The sequence below is a fragment of the Paenibacillus sp. FSL K6-1122 genome, assembly GCF_037977015.1.
Classification (GTDB): Bacteria; Bacillota; Bacilli; order Paenibacillales; family Paenibacillaceae; genus Paenibacillus; species Paenibacillus amylolyticus.
The window spans coordinates 4,812,090-4,832,286 of sequence record NZ_CP150272.1 but is presented as its reverse complement, the minus strand read 5'-3'; the positions used below and the strand labels follow the sequence as shown (position 1 = coordinate 4,832,286).

The following is a 20,197-nucleotide window of genomic DNA, read 5'->3' as shown; positions in this document are numbered from 1 at the left end:
CCTATGCTTCCAGCAGTTCTTTAAGCTGCTGTAATTTTTCGGCTGCCAGCTTCACGACTGGTTGCGGAACGGAAGAGTCATAATCCAGGCCGTGAGGGAAAGTGGCTTTGCCGAGGTATACTGCTTCCACAGCAAGAACGGTATCCGGTTTTTCCAATTTGCCTTCCACAGCGCGGGTATTAATGCGTACAAAGTATTCTGAGTTGGTTTGTTCATCTTCAATTTTGTAGTCATATGTAGCACGGTAATATTCCCATTGCCACCGGACAAATCCGACTTTCTCGGCGCTCTCATCCAGGTATGCCAAGTCGCTCTTCAAGCCATCCAAGCCTGTATTCTCAAAAATCATAAGCGTTTGATCCTCCTCATAAGCTTCCGAGTATAATTTCTCGAGTATTTCTCTAGTTCATGATAGTATGTTTCCCCTTCCCGTGCAAGCTTTCCGAAGGCGTTTCGTATCGGTTTTCTTCCAATTCTGCTACAATATACAGCAATAGGTTTGAAGAGGAAGGTTCGGGCTTGATCCAAGTCCCGTTCAAGATTGAAAGGGTGGAGAGACATGACTAATAATATATGGTGGGAAGATCTGCAGATCCACATGGTGGAATGGCGGCGTCATCTTCATCGCAATCCCGAGGTTTCCTTTCATGAGGAGAAGACATCCTCTTTTGTAGCGGATATGTTGGAGAGCTTTGGCGTGGAAGTGAGGCGTCATGTTGGTGGTCACGGGGTCATCGGTACCATTCGTGGGGACAAGCCGGGTCCTGTCGTCATGCTGCGAGCTGATATGGACGCACTTCCAATTCAGGATGAAAAGAATATCGAGTATGCATCACAACAAGCAGGAGCGATGCATGCATGCGGCCACGATGGTCATATCTCCATCTTGCTCGGTACGGCATTGTATTTCAGTCGTCACAAGAAGGAGATCCAAGGAGAGATTCGCTTTTTGTTCCAGCCAGCAGAAGAACTGCTTCCGGGTGGTGCAGTCCAGGTCATTGCGGATGGTGCGCTTGAAGGCGTGGATGTCATATATGGCATTCATCTGTGGACCCCGCTGCCTGTAGGTGTTGTTGCCAGTAAGGCAGGACCGATGATGGCGGCGGCGGACGATTTTTACATTGAGATCAAAGGCAAAGGTGGACATGGCGGGATGCCACAATCCACGATAGATAGTCTTATAGCGGGTTCTGCGCTTGTGATGCAGCTTCAGACCGTTGTCAGTCGTTCGGTTGATCCATTGCAACCCGCGGTGCTGACCATTGGTACAATACAGGCGGGCTCGGCTCAGAATGTAATTGCAGAGCAATGCAAAATGAGCGGTACGGTAAGAACGTTTGATGAAGAGACCCGAAACGGGATGAAAGAGCGTGTGCTTACCATGGTAGCCCAGACAGGGGCAGCTTATGGCGCAGAGACGCAAGTGAAATATATTATGGGATATCCGCCTGTGGTGAACGATGAACAGGAGACAGAACGTTTCTTCAGAGAAGCTACAGAATTATTTGGGGCAGAACGAGTGCAAGCTTCCCCGATGCTGATGCCAGCGGAAGATTTTGCGTATTATCTGCAGAAGGTTCCAGGGTGCTTTATGTTTGTTGGAGCAGGCAACCCGGATAAAAATGCGATCTATCCGCATCATCATCCGATGTTTGATTTTGATGAAGACGCAATGCAGACGGCCGTTAGATTGTTCATAGCTATGGCTAAGGGTTACACAGCCGAATGACTTTAGATGCAGTTGGGCATCCTGTTCATACCGAGGTATGGGCAGGATGTTTTTTTGTGGATTTTATAGATGTTGTCCAAAAGTCCACTTTTCGGTACTGAAAACTAGACTTTTGGAACGTGCACTTAAAGTGGTTCATTTTCGGAAGCTGCCGGAACTGGACTTTTTTGTGATAGGAGGAAGGCACCAAATGGAAGAAACAGAACATACGGTAAGGACAGATGCTTGTATCGTTCAGCGAGATTTTACAGTTTTGCTGGAAGTTGGTCACCCCGGATTCGAAAGAGCAAGAGAGCAGCTTGGGATGTATTCAGAACTGGTTAAGACACCAGCAGCGTTTCATACCTACCGAATCACTCCGTTATCGCTCTGGAATGCGGCTGCGCTGGGATGGAATGCAGATCAGGTCATCGCAAGTTTGGAGCTGGTATCCCGCTGGAACGTGCCTGCTGCACTGATACAGGATGTTCGGAGAATCATGGATCAGTATGGCAAATTAAAGCTGCATTCCGAAGCAGATCACACCAGAATGCGTCTTTACAGTGAGGATGAGCGGTTGCTGGATGAATTAAGTGGATTGAAATCGATAGCTGCCTTTCGCATGGAACGTAAGGACGCTCATGAACTTCTGCTCCCAGGAGAACAGCGAGGGTTATTAAAAAGGGAATTAACACGATTGGGTTACCCCGTACTTGATTACGTAGGATATCGGGAGGGAACCAAGCTTTCATTTGATTGGCGGTCTAATGATCCGGGGGACCACTCTGAGCGGTTTGCGCTGCGTTCTTACCAGAGAGAGGCTGTGGATGCATTCGAAGGCAGTGAGGGCATGGGAGGAAGCGGTTTACTCGTACTTCCTTGCGGGGCAGGAAAAACGGTCATTGGCATGGCCGTGCTGGAGCGGCTTCAATGTGAATGCCTTATTTTGACGTCCAATACAACGTCTGTGCGACAGTGGATTCAGGAAATTCAAGACAAAACCACGATTACCAGCGAACAGATCGGTGAGTATTCCGGTCAGAAAAAACAGGTGAAACCTGTGACTGTAGCTACATATCAGATTCTTACACACCGGAAATCAAAGGATGCTGATTTTACCCACATCAAACTGCTCAGTGAGCGGCAATGGGGGCTGATCATATATGATGAAGTACATTTGCTGCCAGCACCAGTGTTTCGTGCAACTGCGGATATTCAAGCTACGCGAAGGCTGGGATTGACGGCCACCTTGGTTCGAGAGGATGGCTGTGAACAGGATGTGTTTTCGTTGATTGGTCCAAAGCTCTATGATATGCCGTGGAAACAACTGGAGCAGCAAGGGTGGATTGCTGATGTACAATGTCAGGAGATACGTATCCCGTTTTCCCCGGAACTAAGATCAAATTATCTGCAAGCCGAGGTTAAACATCAATTTCGATTGGCTGCCGAGAATCCGGCGAAGGTACATGTAGTTAAGCGTTTGCTGGAACGTCATCGGGATTTGCCTGCGCTAGTGATTGGACAATATCTGGATCAACTTGAGTTGATTGCCCGGGAAATTGAAGCACCTTTGATCTCGGGTACCATGTCACAGCAAGAGCGAATCAAGTGGTTTGCCGCTTTTCGATGTGGAGAGATTAAAACAATTGTGGTATCCAAGGTTGCTAATTTTGCTGTGGATCTGCCCGATGCTGCTGTTGCGCTTGAGATATCCGGGAGTTTCGGGTCTAGGCAGGAAGAGGCACAACGTTTGGGGAGAATTCTGAGACCAAAAGCTGGAGAAAACAAAGCATATTTCTATGCGTTGGTATCAGAGGATAGTAAGGAACAGGAGTTTGCATTAAACCGTCAGATGTTCTTGGTGGAGCAGGGATATGAATATGCCATTGTGCACGAGAACGAATAGTCCATTTATACTCGTGAAAAGAGGAGGGATTGGGATATGTCTTCATTTGAACCAATAGATGAGCCTATGGTACTGAACCTTGATTCATGGTCAAAGCTTGCTTTGGTGGAACAAAAAGTGCTTGGTGCAATTTTTCACAAATATGCCGGTCAGTCTTTTTCCTCCCTCCTGCCGCGAGAACAGTGGGCCATCGAAGGACTAAGTGTCGCAGAAGCCAATTCTTCATTCGCCAACCTTAGGCAGCAAAGATGGATTGAATCTGTATATAAAAGTTGGGGGGAGCGATTATTCTATATTCCTGCTTCGCTGTTGGAGACATTGACGATTGCTTACGCACAAAGAGTGGGTATGATCGTTAAACAGATGGTACAGCATGCTCATGTAATACAGGAAGGAAAGCCGGATACTGCTGCGGAGCTGCTTCATCTGATCGCGTGGATTGAAAGAGAAGGACTTCCTTTGACAGGGAAGGGCACCATACATAAGAAAAGTGTTCAAAAATTAAGTGTGATCACGGTATTATCTTCGACAGACTTTGAAGGTCTGGGCATCCGATATGAACATTCGGATTTGTATCCGACCCACGTAGCTATCCTTCTCGATCTACTGCTCAGTCTGAATCTTGTTCAGAAGTCAGATGGCCAAATTCAGATTGTAGATCATCGATTACAAAAATGGTTGCAGCTCTCGTGGAGACAGATGCATCGGGAAATATATCAAGCGTGTATGGAAAGATACGGAGAAGCTGAACCCGCGTTGCAGCATTTCCGTTATCAATTGGCAGTGTTGGCTCCAGAAAAAAACATATGGTGCCATATAGAGAATTTGGAATTGAAACCACGGATCAGGGGCTGGCTATACGCACTGGCTGGCTGGGGTTATGGTGAAGTAGGAGAAGATCAGTCGGGAGCGCTGGCATTCCGTTGGCTGATCGAACCGCATAGCCTGTTATATCGAGAACAAGAGATGGTAAGTGAGGCGGAGCCGTGTGGATTTTACATGCAGCCTGACTTCGAAGTGTTGGTACCGCCGGAAGCGGGGCCTGATGTAATCTGGATGCTGGAGCAATACGCAGAACGGGTGACGCGTGATCGAATGTCCATCTACCGTATGACAAAAGAACGATTCATTTCGGCCATAGCCAGAGGGTATGCATTACATGAAGTGATGGAGTTTCTGGATCAATATGCGCTGACAGGCATACCAGAGAATGTACGTATTGCGTTAGCAGATTGGGGCAAGGAGACGGATGCTGCACCGTTGACTGTAAATCGGAGTATGAAGGTAATGGAGGCAAATACAGGCTCCGCAGATGATCCGAAGTTATTAGAAAAAGATATGTTGAGCGGTGTATATTCTTCTTTCTACACACCCGATAATCAAGGTCTGGTTGATGTCCCTGCATCTCTGCATGGGTTGGAGCGTGATCATTCTGTCATTGAGAAGAAGTTCTCTCTGTTGGGATTTGAGGAGATACCGGAGACCTGGTACAAGGAGTGGCGTCGATATCATAGTTCAACCGCCCGACAGATTGCTGCCAAAGCCATTGAGTGGCAGACCAAGCTGGGGATACAACAGGAAAATCGTACGCAATACCTCATTCCACATCAGGTAGAGGGTCATGAACAATGGACTTTAAGCGGTTGGTGCATGTTGGATTCAAGTGAAAATACATCAGAGACGGAATGGCGTACATTCTCCCCGTCAGAGTGGGATACAATGCGTCTTATCCTGCCAGATGATGTCATAACCTGACTATTTTACGTGAATATCAGGTTGAAAGGCGAATTTTCGAGTTCCCCCTATTTCTAATTGCAGGAAAAACTCTTCTTAACTATTCATGGATATGCTATGATGAGGTAGTCTACGTTAAGTAGAACTTTATATATAGATAGGATGAATATTTCATGAGCGTAGCGGAAATGAACACGGTCGATATGGCCCAAGTGTTAACGGGCGCATATGAACTGGGCGACATGATTAACCAATCTGCCGAAGTATCGGATTATTTATATTGGAAGCAGCAAGTCGAGACTACTCCTGAGATTCAGATGGGGATTCGGAAGCTGAATGCCAAGAAGGAATTGTTTGAAGAAACACAGCGTTTCGGTCATTTTCACCCGGATTATCATGCAGCAAAAGACCAGGTGAAGGCTCTGGAACAGGAGTTGGAAAATTTCGAGGCGGTAATCCGCTTCAAACAGGCAGAGAAGTCCCTGGATGATATGTTATTTCAGATGTCAGAGACCATTGCATTTGCAGTGTCAACGACCATTAAGGTACCGAGCAATGATCCGAATCCGAAGGGCGGCTGCGGTAGTGGCGGCAAATGTGGTTGCAGTTAAGTAATCATTATAGAAGGGCGGGGAACGATGATGTTTGCGGAAAGGACAGGATTCATTATTTGGGTCAGTGATTTGAAAGCTGCCCGTAATCTCGAAAAATATGGCACCGTGCATTATATCTCCCGCCGTATGCATTATGTAGTCATGTATGTTAATGCAGAACGGGCAGATGATACGATGAAAAATGTGAAGCGGCTTTCCTATGTGCGCAAGATCGAACGCTCGTATCGTAATGAGATCAAAACCGAGTATGCCAGCAAAACGATGGACAAAACGAGCTTTTACGGAATATAGAAGAGAAACTAGAGGGACCCTTTGGGGTCGCTCTTTTCTTGAATTATACACAAATTGGCTATTGTGAAAAAAAGTTAAACTTACGCCTTGAGGTTGCGGGACTAATGTTGTAATATATTTGGTAATAAATAGATAGAAAGTCCTATCTGGTGGAGAGTGATTCCCATGCGTGATAAGGTGATGCAACGTTGGAGCACCTACGAGCCGTTTTTCGTGGCTCTTGGAGACAAGAAAGTGGCCGACATCGTCATTACCCATCATGCCAAGATGCGGTATGCAGACCGTATTGAGCCTGCACGTAGTGATGATGACCATATTGCGGCGTGGTTATGGGAGTGTCTGAAGCAGGACCGTGTAACACCATACTACCGTAATGAACAGGACGTCTACCTGATTGATGAGGATCTGGTGGTGGTCGCCGAATTTTCCGAACTTGAAGGAGAATATGATATTGCGGGCAACCCGCTACACAAAATGATTGTAGTTACGTTTCTGGGACGTATGTCGGAGACCATTGAATTAAGGGACCTGAAGTCATATTATTCATGGTTAAGACATTCAAGAAGAATGACGCTGGTCAAAAATAGTCGCAAGCATAAGTAAGCCTGGGTAGATTCAATATGTTGAAATCATAGATTCAAGGATTATCGCATGCAGACAAGCTGCATGCTTTTTTTGTTGCCAAGCGGGAAATCGGCTACAATGTAGAGAGTGTAATCGAAGAGGGGCGAAGATATGAATTTTCACCAATTGCATATTTTTTATACGGTAGCAGAGAAGGGGAGTTTCTCGGCGGCTGCACAAGCATTACATATGACTCAACCGGCAGTAACGATGCAGATTCAATCATTGGAGGACTATTTTGGCACCAAGTTATTGCATCGTTCCACCAAAAAAATAGAATTATCCGAGGCTGGCCGAACTTTATTACCTCATGCGAAACGGAGTGTAGAGTTGGTCAGACAGACGGACGAAGCGATGTCGGCGTTTACTCAGATGTTACAGGGCAGACTCCAGCTGGGAGCCAGCTTAACGATCGGGGAATATGTGCTTCCACGCATGCTCGGACCATTTGCACTTCAATATCCGGATATTTCAATTGTCATGAAAGTGATGAATACAACGCAAATTATGGATGATATATTGAAGCACCAGCTTAATTTTGGTCTGATTGAAGCGCCAGTGCACCACCCGGACATGATTGTGGAGCCTGTCATGCAGGACGAGCTGAAACTGATTGTACCTGCCGGACATGATTTGGCTAAGCGTAGCAAAGTGAATATTGAGGATGTAATGAATTATCCTTTTGTGCTGCGTGAGAAGGGCTCGGGTACTCGTCAGGTGATGGAAGACCAATTGCAAAAGAAAAAGATTGATCCACAAGATATGAATGTAGTGATGGAACTTGGCAGTACAGGAGCGGTAAAATCGGCCGTGGAGGCAGGGGTAGGTATTACGATGTTATCTCCTTCTTCGGTGCAGCATGAACTGGCTCTGGGACTTGTTCATATTGTGGATATCCGCGGACTCGAATTCAAAAGGCAGTTCTATGCCATCCATCTAAAATCGTCCTTGTTGCCCCTGTCAGCAGTCGCTTTCCTGAATTATCTGCGTCAGCAGGAGCAGCCTCAGTCGGTACATAAGACGGGGAAGGCATAATCGTTGGCAACATCAATGGTAGATAAGATTAAATCATAATCAATTTACACAAAGGAGCTGTTGATCATGGATCAGCGCCAAGGACGCTGTGATCTTCATACGCATAGTCAGGCTTCCGATGGAATGCAGCCACCTGCTGATAATGTGAAGCTTGCCAAACAAAAAGGGCTATCTGCGGTTGCCCTGACGGACCATGATACAGTAGCTGGTGTAGCGGAAGCACAGCAAGCGGGAAAAGAGTACGATATTGATGTTGTTGCCGGAGTGGAGATCAGCACCCGGGCTGGCGGCAAAGATATTCATGTACTGGGCTATTACGTTAATACGGAGGATGAGATATTCCTGCAACGGTTGGCCGGATTACGAGAAGCGCGAGATGAGCGGAATCATCTGATTATCGCCAAGCTGCAAGAACTCGGGCTTGATATAAGCTGGCAGGAGGTACTGGATGAGCTGGGACGACCGTTAGAGCCGGATGAGAGTATTGGCAGACCTCATATGGCCGATGTGCTGGTGAAAAAAGGCTACGCTGTTGACATGCGGGATGCATTTGATCAGTATCTTGCTGAAGGCAAGCCAGGCTTTGTATCTGTACCCCGCGTTGCACCAGAGGATGCGTGTGAGTGGATCAGAGCCGCAGGTGGAGCCGCTGTGATTGCCCATCCGGGTCTCTATAACGATGATGAATTGGTGCGACGTATCATCGAAGACTCTCGTCCAGATGGCATTGAGGTGTTTCATTCGGACCATGGCCCGGAAGAGGAACGCAGGTATGCTGAGATGGCCAGGGAGTATGATCTTATTGAGACTGGTGGATCGGATTATCATGGCAAACGGCAAGGTGTTGTTTTCCACGGGGATCTTGGTAGCAAGACCGTAACGGTTGATGTGTTGGAAAGGCTGAAGGCAGCTGCTTCACAGCAAAAGGGAGAGTAAGCGAGACGTCGCAACGCTCTATCTGACTATAATAAATTCTGTATTACTGGATACATTTAAGATCGAAGGAGTAAAGGACATGCAAGCATGATAGGGCTGAACCTTCATGTTTCCATGTCCTTTTTTGTGTTAAAAAGAGTCTATGTAATGGAATAGTTTACCCAAGCGCCACGTGTAGCCCCGAGACGTTCGAATAATTGCTGTGCTCGCTCATTGGTCACTGCTGTGATCCAAGACATATATGCACATCCATGGTCACGCGTATATTGCTGACAGTGTGCAAATAATTTGGCTTCTGCTTCGCCCTCTCTAAATGTTTCCGTAACAAATAGGTCGTTCATAATGGCGACACGCTCTGCTTTCATCGTGCTGTAGGTAAAGAACAGGGTGGAAAATCCGATAAGCTTCCCGTCCTCTACTGCCACAAATTGAGCACCGATCTTCTGATTAAGCAGGTTGTTGATCAAAAGCTGGATGGATTGATCACCAGGCCAGGGGTTGTTGTAGAATCCCACCACATAGTCATGCATTAATGCCATCAGGGGTTTCAGATCATCAGGTTGAGTTTCTCTGATATGTATGGTCACGGTACACTTCCTTAACAGTATTTATATTTCTTAGAATTGAATTATTATACATATAAATGAATTAATATTCAATAAAATGATAAATAAGCTGAGCTTCACCTATCACTCAAACAACTAATGCAATAACAAAAATCCCCTGAGCCGTTAATGGTCAGGGGATTTTTCTATTGTTACTGTTACATCGCACCTTATGAGCTAAGCATACTATCCATTTTTAATGGTGGATGGCAGACTTTTGATCAATTCATCATTTGGCGTGACAAACAAGGTCTTCTGATGATCATAGATCACAAAACCAGGCTTCGCACCACTTGGTTTGCGCACATGACGGATAAACGTGTAATCCACAGGCACACTGCTGGACTCCTTGGCCTGGCTGAAATAGGCAGCAAGCTGTGCTGCTTCTTCCAATGTAGCTTCACCAAAGTCCGTACTGCGAATAACGACATGTGAACCTGGAATGTCTTTGGTATGCAACCAGGTGTCGTTGGAAGAAGCGAGACGGTTGGTCACGTACTCATTCTGCAGGTTGTTTTTGCCCACAAGAATATCAATTCCCTCCGAGGAGGTGAACTGGTGTACGGTTGGACGGTCACTTTTCTTCTTCTTTTTACCCTTTTTATTACGGTCACGCAGGTATCCTTGCTGTACAAGCTCGTCCCGTATTTCCTCAATATCGTTCATCGATGCAATGGAGAGCTGCTGTAACAGGTTATCGAGGTAGTCAATCTCGTCTTTGGTTTTGCCAAGCTGCTCATGAATGACAGCCAGACTGTTCTTGTATTTGTTATACCGCTTGAAATAACGTTGTGCGTTGTCAGATGGTGTAAGCAGTGGATCAAGCTGAATGGTAATGTTGGCTTGGTCTTCATCGTAGAAGTTCACAAGCTCCACGCTCTTGTCCCCTTTGTGAACCAGATGCAGGGAGGCAAACAGCAACTCACCCCATAGTCTGAACTTGTCCGCATCATCCGCTTCCAGTAGATCCTTGTTCAGGTTGTCCAGCTTTTTGATGTTTTTGCTTCGCTCATTCTGCAGAAAACGGAGCAGATCACTTACTCTCTGTTTAACCGTGTCTCGTTCAGCCTTATCTCCGTAATAATCTTCCATGCACTTGCTCATCGTGTCATAGGTTTTCTCCAAATCCTGAATGCTCTGAAGATGAACGGCTGAGAAAATCATTTTGCCTTTGGCGTTCATTCCGGTTACAGGTGTGTAGATATGATCTCTGACAGGTCCCATCACGGCTTCAAAAGCGTTCCAGAGTGCACCAGCCTCAACGCGGCTTTCACCCTCAACCACAGCTGGAGTGCTCACGGTGCCTTCAGCAGCAATTCCACGAGCAGCAATCTCTCCCGCAATTAACGGGCTAAGACCGCTAAAGGAGTTCACAAGCCAGCGTGATGCATCTTCTTCAGCGGCATGATAGCTGTCCTCGAAAGCTGTACGACTCACTTCGAGCGGATTACTTTTATGTTGCTCGGGTGGGGCAGTATACGCGAATCCAGGCATGATTACCCGGTAGCTACTGATGGACGGAGTCACATGATGAATGCCATCCAGAATCGTTCCTGTAACGGGATCAAGCAAAATAATATTACTGTGACGTCCCATCAATTCAATGATGATCCGTTTAACCGAAACATCCCCCAGTTCGTCGCGCTGGCGCACATTGATGTGGATAATACGCTCCATGCCAATCTGACGGATCTCCTCAATGATTGCACCTTCACAGTGCTTACGGAGCAACATGCAGAACATGGGTGCTTCGGTAGGGTTAAGGAATGTCTTTTCCGTATAATGCACACGGGGATAGGTTGGGCTTGCCGAAACAAGCAATTTACTATTTCCGCGCTGAGCACGCAGGGTGAGAACTACATCATGGCCATTCGGCTGATGGATTTTGCTGATACGTCCACCAATGCAGCCTTGCAGTTCATGAACAATGGCCCGTGTTACAATGCCGTCCAATGCCATTTTTTCCACTTCCTCTCTCTATCGAGCATCTGCATTTATCATGCCAAATGCTTCATCTATATAACTGAAACGTGCAACCAGGTATGTAAAAAAACAAGGACTGGCTACAGATTCTTCGTTGCTTGCCTGTTGAACGCTGGAATTGGTACTGCGCAGAACATCGCAGACTTTTATTTTAGCCTATTCTGTCCATCAGGGAAAGGATTCACCTTCCGGGTGCTAATCACAGACCTGTCCGAATACATATAGAGCAGGTAGTTTGTCCGGCATAGTGTACAGCCTGTCGACCAGCGCGCCGGTGAGTCATGTGAGTTTATTTTGCAGATGAAATACAGACTGGGAGGGAAACTTGAAGCATGGAACATACCAAGTGGCATCAACTTAGTGATGAAGAGCTTCGTAACACTCTTGGCGTCAGCCCGCAGGAAGGATTGACGGATGAAGCTGTAGCAGAGAAGAGGAAAGTGGTCGGTTCGAATGAGCTGAGCGAGGGGAAACGCATTTCTCCAATTACATTGCTCTTGAATCAGTTCAAGGATTTTATGGTGCTGGTGTTGATGGGAGCAACGTTGGTATCCGGATTACTGGGTGAGTATCTGGATGCGGTAACGATTGTGGCTATTATCGTACTGAATGCGATTCTGGGGTTTGTACAGGAATTCCGGGCTGAACGATCTCTTCGTGCATTGAAACAGTTGTCTGCACCTCTTGCCAAAGTGCTTCGTTCAGGCCAGGAAGTACACCTTGCCGCCAAACAACTTGTCCCCGGGGATATTATTATGGTGGAGAGTGGGGACCGCATACCCGCTGATGTGCGCTGGCTGCAAACGAACAGTCTGGATGTCGAGGAGTCGGCCCTTACCGGGGAATCGGTTCCTGTAAGCAAACATTGCCTTCCGATTGCGGACGAGGACGTTCCGCTGGGTGATCAGAAGAATATTGGTTTTATGGGTACCATGGTCACTCGTGGTACAGCCAAAGGTGTGGTTATCCGTACGGGGATGGAGACGGAGATGGGCAAAATCGCCGATCTGATCCAGAATACGGAGGAGCAGGAAACACCGTTACAGCACAGGCTGGAACAACTGGGCAAAATTCTGATTTTTGTCGCATTGGGATTAACCATTATGGTTGTCGTCGCAGGGATATTGCACGGACAACCAGCCGTTGGCATGTTTCTGGCAGGGGTCAGCCTCGCGGTGGCTGCCATACCGGAGGGTCTGCCGGCCATTGTAACCATTGCACTCGCACTAGGCGTGCAGCGTATGATCAAACGTAAAGCCATTGTACGCAAACTGCCTTCTGTCGAAACTCTGGGCTGTGCATCCGTAATCTGTTCGGATAAGACTGGCACGCTCACTCAGAACAAGATGACGGTAACGGATGTGTGGCTGGAGGGACGTAACATCAAGGTTACCGGGGATGGTTATGCACCTGAAGGGCAGATGCTAGAGAACGGTCGTACGGTGGAACTGAAGAGTGACCAGTCGCTACGCAGAATGCTTCAGATCAGCGCGCTTTGCAACAATGCGAGTATTGTGGAAAGTGCTTCAAGCGAGGTGGGGAGCAAGAAAAAGGGCAAGGATACCAAAAAGGAAAGCAAGAAAAACACGAAAAAAGGTGAACTCCAAGAAGAAACCGTTCAACGAGATAATGTATTCTGGGAGCTGAAAGGCGATCCGACGGAAGGGGCACTCGTCACACTGGCCTCCAAAATGGGGCTTACTCCTGCCGGACTCAAAGAGTTGTATGCCCGCCAGCAGGAATTCCCGTTTGATTCGGAGCGAAAACGCATGTCGGTCCTGGTTCATCATCAGGGGGGCCGAATGATCTATACCAAAGGTGCACCGGATGTGTTGATTGGACACTGCAGTTATATTTTGTGGGAAGGCAAGGTCGTGCCTTTCACTGGGACACTGCGCCAGAAAGTGATGGCAGCTAACGAGAGCATGGCCGGAGCGGCACTACGTGTCCTTGGAATGGCCTATCGTGAAGTGCGGCCGGAAGAAAAAGTGGCTGATGAACATGCCGCCGAGAGTCAGCTTGTCTTCGTAGGACTTGCAGGTATGATAGATCCACCACGTCGTGAAGTGCGAGATGCGATTGCAACATGCCGCAAGGCGGGGATACGAACTGTCATGATCACAGGTGATCATGGAACAACGGCAGAAGCCATTGCTCATCAGTTGGGGATTCTTCCCCGCGGAGGGGCTTCGTTAAGTGGTCAGCAACTGGCAGGCATGACAGACGAGCAACTGGATAAACAGGTAGAGGGCATCTACGTGTTCTCAAGGGTATCTCCGGAACACAAGCTTCGCATCGTGAAATCGTTACAGCGCAAAGGGCATGTCGTCGCGATGACGGGTGATGGAGTCAATGATGCTCCGGCGATCAAAGCTGCAGATATCGGCATAGCGATGGGCATTACAGGAACGGATGTCACGAAGGAAGCTTCGGCGCTCATTCTGAGTGATGATAACTTCTCAACCATTGTGGCTGCCATTGAAGAAGGCCGTAATATTTATGAGAACATTCGCAAGTTTATCCGTTATTTGCTGGCATCAAACGTGGGCGAAATATTGACGATGTTCTTTGCAATGATGATGGGCCTGCCGCTACCACTCGTACCTATTCAGATTCTGTGGGTTAACCTCGTAACGGATGGTTTGCCTGCAATGGCGCTGGGGGTAGATCAGCCTGAGAAAGATCTGATGGAACACAAACCCCGTGGCGCCAAGGAAAACATTTTTGCCCGCAGACTGGGGTGGAAAATCGTCAGCCGGGGTGTGTTGATTGGGTTATGCACACTCGGAGCGTTCTGGCTTACCCTTCAGGCTGCGCCGGATAATCCGGGTCAACTGATCAAGGCACAGTCTGTAGCTTTTGCTACACTCGTTTTGGCGCAACTTATCCATGTTTTTGATTGCCGTAGTTCACGGTCCATCTTCCACCGCAATCCACTACAGAACAAATATCTGGTTCTTGCCGTTATTTCATCGGTTGTACTGATGCTGGTTGTCATGTACGTTGAACCGCTGCAGCCGATCTTCAAAACCGTACCTCTGGGATTGCGTGAATGGGCGATCTGTATCGTAGCTGCGGGCATTCCCACGTTTCTTATGGGCGCAGGCAGCGTCTGGGGTGGTCGTCGTAACCGCCGCCGTATGGGTGGTTCTGGCCGCTTCGTACCGAAAAGTACAAAGTTTTCGGCATAAAATCAATACCTTTTCCCTACCTATTTCGGTATGCTATCCTCAAAATGATTCAAAGCGGAAGCTTTGGCATTTTGCAGGATAGCTTTTTTGTGTAAATGCTGAATATGAATTTCTATGGTAATCCTGTAGAAGAGCAAGAATATAGCTTTGGCAGCAGACTGCCAAAAGGAGTGGGCAAGATTATGGAATTTACGAAAATGCATGGACTTGGTAACGATTTTATCGTTGTATTTGGTGAAAAGGAGCTTCCGGCAGATGCGGCAGAGTTGGCTGTGAAATGGTGCAACCGTTTCTTTGGCATCGGTGCGGACGGCCTGGTTTATATACTGCCTTCGGAGAAGGCGGACTTTCAGATGCGTATCATGAATTCGGACGGTTCGGAAGCAGAACAGTGCGGTAATGCCATTCGCTGTGTATCCAAATACGTATACGATCATGGTCACGTGAGCCAGGAGCAGATCACCATTGAAACGATTGGTGCAGGGGTACAACCTGTGAGTCTCAACATTCGTGATGGTAAAGTGGAAACGGTACGTGTCGACATGGGTGAGCCGATCCTGAACGGTCTTCAAGTGCCTACAACGGTGGATGCCAACCCAGTGGTTGATCACTACATTGAAGCAAATGGACATGCGTTCAAATTCACTGCCGTATCCATGGGTAACCCGCATGCGGTTATCTATGTAGATGACGCTGTGAATTTTGACCTCACGACTTGGGGACCACTTCTTGAAGTGCATCCGATGTTTCCAAAAAAAATCAATGTGGAATTCGCCACAGTTCGTGACCGTGGATATGTGGACATGCGTGTATGGGAACGCGGAGCGGGTCCAACACTAGCTTGTGGAACCGGAGCTTGTGCGACACTGGTATCCTCTGTCCTGAATGGACATACAGATCGTACAGCAGTCATCAGCCTCAAGGGTGGGGATCTCCATATTGAGTGGAATGAAGCTGACAATCATGTGTACATGACTGGACCTGCTGAAGTTGTTTTTAAGGGAATCACTTCATAAAAAGTGAAAGGTTTAACCAAAGGGGCCTGCGGGCCTCTTTTTTTATCAAAAAGGACAGGTCGTGTCTCCTGTACAGAGACATATTGGGGGCTGTATGGCAAGAAAGTCCATATGAGCTGGATACTCATTAAAAACCTGTGTTTTTCTTCGTTTTTTAGCGTTTTTTGTGTTACATTAGTATGTAAATGATCACAGCTAGGCGGGGGGAAATGGGATGAAGGCGGATTTGCGCAAAGTTATGCAGGAACGGGTTCTCGTTGGAGATGGGGCCATGGGAACATTTCTGTACCAAATGGGGTTCCCGGTGGGGATTTCATATGAAGAATTAAACTTGATTTCACCTGAAGTAGTGGCGGATGTACATCGCCGTTATCGGGATGCAGGTACAGAAATATTTGAAACAAATACGTATTCTGCCAATTACGACAAGTTGTCCAAGTTCGGTCTGGAGTCCAAGGTGGAGGACGTGAACCGTGCCGGCGTACGCATCGCCAAAGAGGTAGCTGGAGATACCGGTTATGTGCTTGGTGCAGTTGGTTCCATTCGAGGTGGCAAGCGGACAAACGTGTCAACGAGTGAACTGAAACGCTTTTATCAACAACAGATCTCTGCACTGCTAGATGAAGGCGTGGATGGCATTTTGCTTGAGACCTTCTATGATATCGAGGAAATGGATATTGCCCTTTTGCAAGCACGCAAGCTAAGTGATCTGCCCGTGATTGGACAGTTCGCGGTTGAGGATGTAGGACACACACTGGACGGATATACAATGCCTGAAGCCTTCCGGATTATGCGGGAGCAGGGCGCGGATGTCATTGGTTTTAACTGTCGCTCAGGTCCAAACGGGATTATGCGTGCCATGGAAACCGTCTCGGGACGAATTGGTATTCCAATGTCCGTCTACCCGAATGCGGGTGCAGCAGATTATGTAGATGGTGAGTTCCGTTATGGTGCGACTCCGGAGTACTTTGGTCAGACGGCAGTGCAATTTGCTGAACTGGGCGCTCGTATTATCGGTGGTTGCTGTGGTACGACACCTGATCATATTACCGCTATGAAAGAGGCGCTTGCTGACTATGTGCCTTCGCCTATTCTGGAGCCTGATCCGTCAGAATCTAAACCGCGTATTGTGTTGCATGAAAATGTGGATGAGCGTTCCGGACGTGGCGGACAGCCTACGATCGTTGATCTGGTCAAGCATCGTCACACCGTTATCGTTGAACTTGACCCGCCACGTGACTTGGACATTGCCAAGTTCATGAAAGGTGCCGAGACACTGAAAGCAGCCGGAGCCGATGCCCTGACACTGGCCGATAATTCACTCGCGGTTACACGCATGAGCAACATGGCGCTGGGTCACCTCGTTCAGGATCGCACGGGCCTTCGTCCACTGGTGCATATTGCCTGCCGTGACCGGAATCTGATTGGAACGCAGTCCCACATGATGGGGTTTGATGCTTTGAGTATTAATCATGTACTGGCTGTAACAGGAGATCCTGCAAGATTTGGCGATCTGCCTGGTTCGAGCTCGGTATACGATCTGACTTCTTTTGAAATCATACGCATGATCAAACAGTTGAACGATGGAGTGGCTTTCTCAGGTAAACCGCTGAAGCAAAAAGCTGGTTTTGTCATCGGAGCGGCATTTAATCCTAATGTGAAATATTTGGAGAAAGCTGTACAACGTCTGGAGAAGAAAATTGCCTCTGGCGCTGATTACATCATGACACAACCGATCTATGATCCTGAGTTGATTGTAGCAATGCACGAAGCGACCAAACATCTGGATGTGCCCATTTTTGTAGGTGTAATGCCGCTAGCGAGTGGACGGAATGCAGAGTATCTACACAACGAGGTTCCCGGGATTCAGCTTTCGGATGAAGTGCGTTCCCGTATGGCAGGTCTGGAAGGCGAAGAAGGCCGTGCGATGGGAGTAAAAATTGCCAAAGAACTGCTGGACGTAGCAACAGCGCATTTCAAAGGCATCTATCTCATGACACCGTTTATGTTCTACGGCATGACGGCCGAACTGACGCAATACGTATGGGAGAAGTCGGAGCATCAATGTCCTACTTGTTTCAACCCTAATAATCAATTACAATAGTAAAACGGATGTGATGCCGATGTCATTCAGTATGACCGGATACGGTCAATCCGCCTTTCATTTTGGCGGCTATAAGGTACAATTAGAGATCAAATCTGTTAATCATCGTTATTGCGAAGTGATGATGCGTCTGCCAAGAGAGTGGACGTATTATGAAGACGGTTTGAGGAAGATCGTACAGAGTCGTTTGAAACGTGGGCGGATTGATGTTTATGTAATGAAAGAAAAAGAGGAAGACCAGGCTCTTCCCGCTGTTCTGAATGAACAGACGGTCAGGGCCTATCTGCAGGCTGCAGAGCAACTGGAGACCCAATATGGATTGCAGGGCAAACCAAGTATTGTGGATATGCTTGGGCTGCCGGACGTCATGGTTCATTCGGATGGGACAAGTTCCATTCCGGAAGAGCAGAAGGACGAATGGGAGCGAGTTCTGCAGGAAGGATTGAAAGAGGCTCTGTCCAGCCTTGAACAGATGCGCGCTCGCGAGGGTCTTCATCTGGCCAGTGATCTGGAACGGCGGATTACCCGTCTGGAGTCACTGCATACCGAAATGCTTGATCTTGCACCGACTGTGGTAAGTGATTATCGCAACAAGCTAAGACAAAGGCTTACGGAAATGCAGGAAGAAGGCTCTTTCCCTTTTGATGAGCATAAATTGGGTATGGAAATTGCAATGTTTGCCGATCGTTCTAACATAGAAGAGGAGCTTACGCGTCTACAGAGTCACTTTGGACAGAGCAGGGAACTGCTGAAGAGTGATGAGCCCGTAGGTCGTAAGTTGGACTTTCTAATTCAAGAGATGAATCGGGAAGTCAATACGATTGGATCAAAAGCCAACCATTTGGCTCTGGTGAATCGTGTTGTCGAGATGAAGGCGGAGCTGGAGAAGATTCGTGAGCAAGCTGCGAATATCGAGTGAACGGCCACATTTCGGCAAAAGAGTCGCATGTATAGGGGGAAGAACCTGATTATGGCAATCAAACTCATTAACATTGGATTCGGTAACATCGTATCGGCGAACCGGATTATATCCATCGTGAGTCCGGAATCGGCGCCGATCAAGAGAATTATACAAGAGGCAAGAGATCGTCACATGCTGATTGATGCAACGTACGGAAGACGTACTCGTGCCGTAATTATTACGGATAGCGATCATGTCATTTTGTCTGCAGTTCAGCCTGAGACGGTCGCCCATCGTCTTTCTTCGAAAGATGATGATAACGACGAATAAAATGGAGTGTAATATGTCTAAGGGATTACTGGTAGTGTTGTCCGGCCCATCTGGGGTCGGGAAGGGTACTGTATGCAGCGCTTTGCGCAAACGGGTGCCGGAATTGATCTATTCCGTATCGGCAACAACCCGTCAGCCTCGTCTTGGTGAAGAACATGGTGTTAACTATTTCTTCAGAAGTCATGAAGAGTTCCAGAACATGATTGCTGAAGATCAATTGTTGGAACATGCGGAGTATGTTGGTAATTATTACGGAACACCGCGTGATTTTGTAGAGAAAACGATTAACGAAGGCCGCGACATCATTCTGGAGATTGAGGTTCAAGGCGCGTTAAAAGTGAAAGAGAAATTCCCGGAAGGGATCTTTGTTTTCCTGCTTCCTCCTTCATTGGACGAGCTGAAAGATCGCATTCAGGGCCGTGGTACCGAAAGCCAAGCGACCATTGATCACCGGATGTCCGTGGCGGTTGATGAGATCAGTCTGCTGGAGCAGTATGATTACGCTGTTGTTAATGATGAAATTGATTTGGCGTGCAAGAGAATAGAAAGCATCATAATCGCCGAACATTGTAAGATCAATAAATAATCCCTTTTGCCGCTGCAGAATGCGATATAAGTGGGGCAGTTGTCATATCATATACTGAAGCACTCCTTCTCGGAATGCCCGGGTGTGAAGACATGCTACATCAGTTCTGTCAGGCGGCAACTTGCGATTATACTAATGCGAAGAGGTGTTTGTTAATATGCTGTATCCTTCTATTGATGAAATGATGAACAAAGTCGACAGCAAGTATTCCCTTGTTGTTGCTGCTTCCCGCCGGGCTAGACAGCTACGTGAAGGTGAAAAAACGGATTTAAGAGGTGCGAGATCCCATAAACAAGTTGGCGTTGCACTGGAAGAAATCTATGGAGACCTGCTCGTTGTCATCAAAGGACAGGACGAAGAAGAAGAGTAAGCCGCCTGCGGCTGCTCTTCAACTGCATACGGCGCAAGCCGGATTAATTGACAACCGCGAGGTTGTTATTTTTTTACGAATAAGCATATTTTAACGGAATCTTACTTAGGACGTGTCTCAAAACTCGCTGAAGTGCATCTTTTACCGCCTTTTCGCCCCCTGTTGCGTCACTTTCCCTTGACGTGCCCCGGCACGCCTGCGGAAAACTTCCTTGCTTGGAACGAAAATTCGGGAAAATCTGCTTCCTTCGGAGTTTTCAGACG

Annotated in this window: 18 protein-coding genes; 15 read left to right on the top strand and 3 right to left on the bottom strand. The window is 47.5% G+C overall.

What is annotated here, in order from left to right:
- Position 1 precedes the first annotated feature (1 nt).
- Positions 2 to 349, bottom strand: a complete 348-nt coding sequence (locus NSQ20_RS21720) for a YugN family protein (RefSeq protein WP_074095774.1) — start codon at positions 347 to 349, stop codon at positions 2 to 4.
- A 210-nt stretch (positions 350 to 559) separates the two neighbouring features.
- Here NSQ20_RS21720 and NSQ20_RS21715 point away from each other — a divergent pair, with 210 nt between their 5' ends.
- From NSQ20_RS21715 to NSQ20_RS21680, 8 genes are all read left to right on the top strand, one after another.
- Complete coding sequence (locus NSQ20_RS21715) at positions 560 to 1,729, top strand: M20 family metallopeptidase (RefSeq protein WP_340030864.1); 1,170 nt, start codon at positions 560 to 562, stop codon at positions 1,727 to 1,729.
- 190 nt (positions 1,730 to 1,919) lie between these two features.
- Complete coding sequence (locus NSQ20_RS21710) at positions 1,920 to 3,614, top strand: DNA repair helicase XPB (RefSeq protein WP_338706547.1); 1,695 nt, start codon at positions 1,920 to 1,922, stop codon at positions 3,612 to 3,614.
- 36 nt (positions 3,615 to 3,650) lie between these two features.
- On the top strand, positions 3,651 to 5,369 hold the full coding sequence (locus NSQ20_RS21705) for a helicase-associated domain-containing protein (RefSeq protein WP_340030863.1): 1,719 nt from the start codon (positions 3,651 to 3,653) through the stop codon (positions 5,367 to 5,369).
- A 152-nt stretch (positions 5,370 to 5,521) separates the two neighbouring features.
- Complete coding sequence (locus tag NSQ20_RS21700) at positions 5,522 to 5,959, top strand: YlbF family regulator (RefSeq protein WP_036614642.1); 438 nt, start codon at positions 5,522 to 5,524, stop codon at positions 5,957 to 5,959.
- A 30-nt stretch (positions 5,960 to 5,989) separates the two neighbouring features.
- The gene (locus tag NSQ20_RS21695) at positions 5,990 to 6,253 is read left to right on the top strand and encodes a YlbG family protein (RefSeq protein ID WP_026080981.1); all 264 of its coding nucleotides are present in this window, start codon (positions 5,990 to 5,992) and stop codon (positions 6,251 to 6,253) included.
- 165 nt (positions 6,254 to 6,418) lie between these two features.
- A complete protein-coding gene (locus NSQ20_RS21690) occupies positions 6,419 to 6,856 on the top strand; it encodes a hypothetical protein (protein ID WP_340030862.1) in 438 nt (145 codons plus the stop codon).
- A 132-nt stretch (positions 6,857 to 6,988) separates the two neighbouring features.
- Positions 6,989 to 7,912 (top strand): selenium metabolism-associated LysR family transcriptional regulator, encoded by a 924-nt coding sequence (locus tag NSQ20_RS21685; RefSeq protein WP_036674887.1) that lies wholly within the window; start codon positions 6,989 to 6,991, stop codon positions 7,910 to 7,912.
- Between the two features lie 66 nt (positions 7,913 to 7,978).
- Complete coding sequence (locus tag NSQ20_RS21680; protein WP_340030861.1) at positions 7,979 to 8,848, top strand: PHP domain-containing protein; 870 nt, start codon at positions 7,979 to 7,981, stop codon at positions 8,846 to 8,848.
- Between the two features lie 140 nt (positions 8,849 to 8,988).
- On the opposite strand, the gene NSQ20_RS21675 is transcribed toward NSQ20_RS21680, so the two are convergent.
- Both NSQ20_RS21675 and NSQ20_RS21670 read right to left on the bottom strand, forming a co-directional pair.
- A complete protein-coding gene (locus tag NSQ20_RS21675; protein ID WP_076328033.1) occupies positions 8,989 to 9,435 on the bottom strand; it encodes a GNAT family N-acetyltransferase in 447 nt (148 codons plus the stop codon).
- A gap of 204 nt (positions 9,436 to 9,639) precedes the next feature.
- Positions 9,640 to 11,412 carry an NFACT RNA binding domain-containing protein gene (locus NSQ20_RS21670; protein ID WP_340030860.1) on the bottom strand — a complete coding sequence of 591 codons (1,773 nt, stop codon included), beginning with the start codon at positions 11,410 to 11,412 and terminating at the stop codon, positions 9,640 to 9,642.
- A gap of 356 nt (positions 11,413 to 11,768) precedes the next feature.
- On the opposite strand from NSQ20_RS21670, the gene NSQ20_RS21665 reads away from it, so the two are divergent.
- The 7 genes from NSQ20_RS21665 to rpoZ all read left to right on the top strand — a co-directional run bounded on the left by NSQ20_RS21665 (position 11,769) and on the right by rpoZ (position 19,934).
- Positions 11,769 to 14,627 (top strand): calcium-translocating P-type ATPase, SERCA-type, encoded by a 2,859-nt coding sequence (locus NSQ20_RS21665; protein WP_340030859.1) that lies wholly within the window; start codon positions 11,769 to 11,771, stop codon positions 14,625 to 14,627.
- Between the two features lie 182 nt (positions 14,628 to 14,809).
- On the top strand, positions 14,810 to 15,643 hold the full coding sequence (dapF, locus tag NSQ20_RS21660) for a diaminopimelate epimerase (protein ID WP_076251213.1): 834 nt from the start codon (positions 14,810 to 14,812) through the stop codon (positions 15,641 to 15,643).
- A 214-nt stretch (positions 15,644 to 15,857) separates the two neighbouring features.
- Positions 15,858 to 17,747, top strand: coding sequence for a bifunctional homocysteine S-methyltransferase/methylenetetrahydrofolate reductase (locus NSQ20_RS21655; protein WP_339186538.1), 1,890 nt, complete (start codon positions 15,858 to 15,860; stop codon positions 17,745 to 17,747).
- 19 nt (positions 17,748 to 17,766) lie between these two features.
- Positions 17,767 to 18,666, top strand: coding sequence for a YicC/YloC family endoribonuclease (locus NSQ20_RS21650; protein ID WP_036614623.1), 900 nt, complete (start codon positions 17,767 to 17,769; stop codon positions 18,664 to 18,666).
- Between the two features lie 51 nt (positions 18,667 to 18,717).
- Positions 18,718 to 18,978, top strand: a complete 261-nt coding sequence (locus tag NSQ20_RS21645; RefSeq protein ID WP_006209218.1) for a DUF370 domain-containing protein — start codon at positions 18,718 to 18,720, stop codon at positions 18,976 to 18,978.
- Between the two features lie 13 nt (positions 18,979 to 18,991).
- A complete protein-coding gene (gene gmk, locus NSQ20_RS21640; protein ID WP_017687445.1) occupies positions 18,992 to 19,564 on the top strand; it encodes a guanylate kinase in 573 nt (190 codons plus the stop codon).
- Positions 19,565 to 19,721: 157 nt separating this feature from the next.
- Entirely contained in the window at positions 19,722 to 19,934 is a 213-nt protein-coding gene (gene rpoZ, locus NSQ20_RS21635; protein WP_036614619.1) for a DNA-directed RNA polymerase subunit omega, read from the top strand.
- Positions 19,935 to 20,197 lie beyond the last annotated feature (263 nt).

Excerpts from the sequence above, each read along its gene's own strand:
- rpoZ (WP_036614619.1), top strand. The coding sequence starts at position 19,722 with ATGCTGTATCCTTCTATTGATGAAATGATGAACAAAGTCGACAGCAAG.
- NSQ20_RS21720 (WP_074095774.1), bottom strand. The coding sequence starts at position 349 with ATGATTTTTGAGAATACAGGCTTGGATGGCTTGAAGAGCGACTTGGCA.
- NSQ20_RS21700 (WP_036614642.1), top strand. The coding sequence starts at position 5,522 with ATGAGCGTAGCGGAAATGAACACGGTCGATATGGCCCAAGTGTTAACG.
- NSQ20_RS21695 (WP_026080981.1), top strand. The coding sequence starts at position 5,990 with ATGTTTGCGGAAAGGACAGGATTCATTATTTGGGTCAGTGATTTGAAA.
- gmk (WP_017687445.1), top strand. The coding sequence starts at position 18,992 with ATGTCTAAGGGATTACTGGTAGTGTTGTCCGGCCCATCTGGGGTCGGG.
- NSQ20_RS21685 (WP_036674887.1), top strand. The coding sequence starts at position 6,989 with ATGAATTTTCACCAATTGCATATTTTTTATACGGTAGCAGAGAAGGGG.
- NSQ20_RS21665 (WP_340030859.1), top strand. The coding sequence starts at position 11,769 with ATGGAACATACCAAGTGGCATCAACTTAGTGATGAAGAGCTTCGTAAC.
- NSQ20_RS21715 (WP_340030864.1), top strand. The coding sequence starts at position 560 with ATGACTAATAATATATGGTGGGAAGATCTGCAGATCCACATGGTGGAA.
- NSQ20_RS21690 (WP_340030862.1), top strand. The coding sequence starts at position 6,419 with ATGCGTGATAAGGTGATGCAACGTTGGAGCACCTACGAGCCGTTTTTC.
- NSQ20_RS21710 (WP_338706547.1), top strand. The coding sequence starts at position 1,920 with ATGGAAGAAACAGAACATACGGTAAGGACAGATGCTTGTATCGTTCAG.
- NSQ20_RS21670 (WP_340030860.1), bottom strand. The coding sequence starts at position 11,412 with ATGGCATTGGACGGCATTGTAACACGGGCCATTGTTCATGAACTGCAA.
- NSQ20_RS21655 (WP_339186538.1), top strand. The coding sequence starts at position 15,858 with ATGAAGGCGGATTTGCGCAAAGTTATGCAGGAACGGGTTCTCGTTGGA.
- dapF (WP_076251213.1), top strand. The coding sequence starts at position 14,810 with ATGGAATTTACGAAAATGCATGGACTTGGTAACGATTTTATCGTTGTA.
- NSQ20_RS21705 (WP_340030863.1), top strand. The coding sequence starts at position 3,651 with ATGTCTTCATTTGAACCAATAGATGAGCCTATGGTACTGAACCTTGAT.
- NSQ20_RS21680 (WP_340030861.1), top strand. The coding sequence starts at position 7,979 with ATGGATCAGCGCCAAGGACGCTGTGATCTTCATACGCATAGTCAGGCT.
- NSQ20_RS21645 (WP_006209218.1), top strand. The coding sequence starts at position 18,718 with ATGGCAATCAAACTCATTAACATTGGATTCGGTAACATCGTATCGGCG.
- NSQ20_RS21650 (WP_036614623.1), top strand. The coding sequence starts at position 17,767 with ATGTCATTCAGTATGACCGGATACGGTCAATCCGCCTTTCATTTTGGC.